The sequence below is a fragment of the Komagataeibacter kakiaceti JCM 25156 genome (genome assembly GCF_000613305.1).
In genome coordinates this window covers 1-1,112 of sequence record NZ_BAIO01000656.1, presented here as the reverse complement: position 1 = coordinate 1,112, position 1,112 = coordinate 1, and the positions used below count along the sequence as shown (strand labels likewise).

At 60.0% G+C, this 1,112-nt stretch carries 1 pseudogene; it reads left to right on the top strand.

From position 1 onward, the window contains the following. A pseudogene (locus JCM25156_RS17625) lies at nucleotides 1-1,112 on the top strand (IS701 family transposase); the annotation flags it as partial.

Below are 1,112 nucleotides of genomic sequence, written 5' to 3'. Positions count from 1 at the left end.
TGGCGTCATGCTGACCATCTGGTGGGCGGGGAGCGTTCATGGCTGATCATCGATGATACCTCCCTTCCAAAAAGGGAGAACATTCTGTTGGCGTAGCGCCCCAATATGCTTCGACCCTGGGCAAGAAAGCGAATTGTCAGACACTGGTGTCCGTGACACTGGCTTCGCGTGAAGTGCCACTGATGCTGTCACTCCGTCTGTTCCTGCCCGATATCTGGACAGCAGATCCGGCACGCCTGAATCGGGCTGGTGTTCCACTGGAACATCAGGGCTCCAGGACCAAACCGGAGATGGCGATCGAAGAGATTGATCGCCTCTGTGCCGCAGGTGTCCGTTTTGGCTGTGTTCTTGCGGATGCCGGTTATGGCCTGTCCGCCCCGTTCCGTCAGGCCCTGAGTGCGCGGGGCCTGCGCTGGGCAGTCGGGATACCACGCCATCAGAAAGTCTATTCCACCGATGTGGAGCTGGTGTTTCCGGCCAGAAAGCGCGGCCCATCCCGGATGCATCCGGTACCGGACCAGCAATCTGTCCCTGCCCATAAGATACTGGAAACTGCAACATGGCGCAGGGTCAGTTGGCGTCGCGGGACCAAAGGTGGCCTGGCGGCCCGCTTTGCAGCCATGCGGATACGCGTTGCAGATGGTCCAGCCCAGCGTATCGGTGGCCGGACGGCCCAGCATATGCCCGGGGAGGAAGCCTGGCTGATTGGCGAGCACCGTTCCACTGGAGAACGGAAATACTATCTGTCCAACCTGTCTGCCGACTCCTCCCTCAGGCTACTGGCCGCTGCGATCAAAGCCCGATGGGTCTGCGAGCAGGCGCATCAGCAACTCAAGGAGGAACTGGGCCTCGATCACTTTGAGGGGCGATCATGGACAGGCCTGCACCGACACGCCCTAATGTCCATGATGGCCTACGCCTTTCTCCAGTCCCGGCGCCTCACGGCGGTCGGGCGGAAAAAAAAGAGTCACCGGCCCACCACCACAGCCCAGTCTGCCAGCAATACGACAGGCCATTCTTGATCGCATCCTGCGACCACCCATCGGGCAATGCCCCCACTGTGGAAACCTTCTACTCCAGACCTCGCAACACATTCTGCCAAAGTAGTGCTA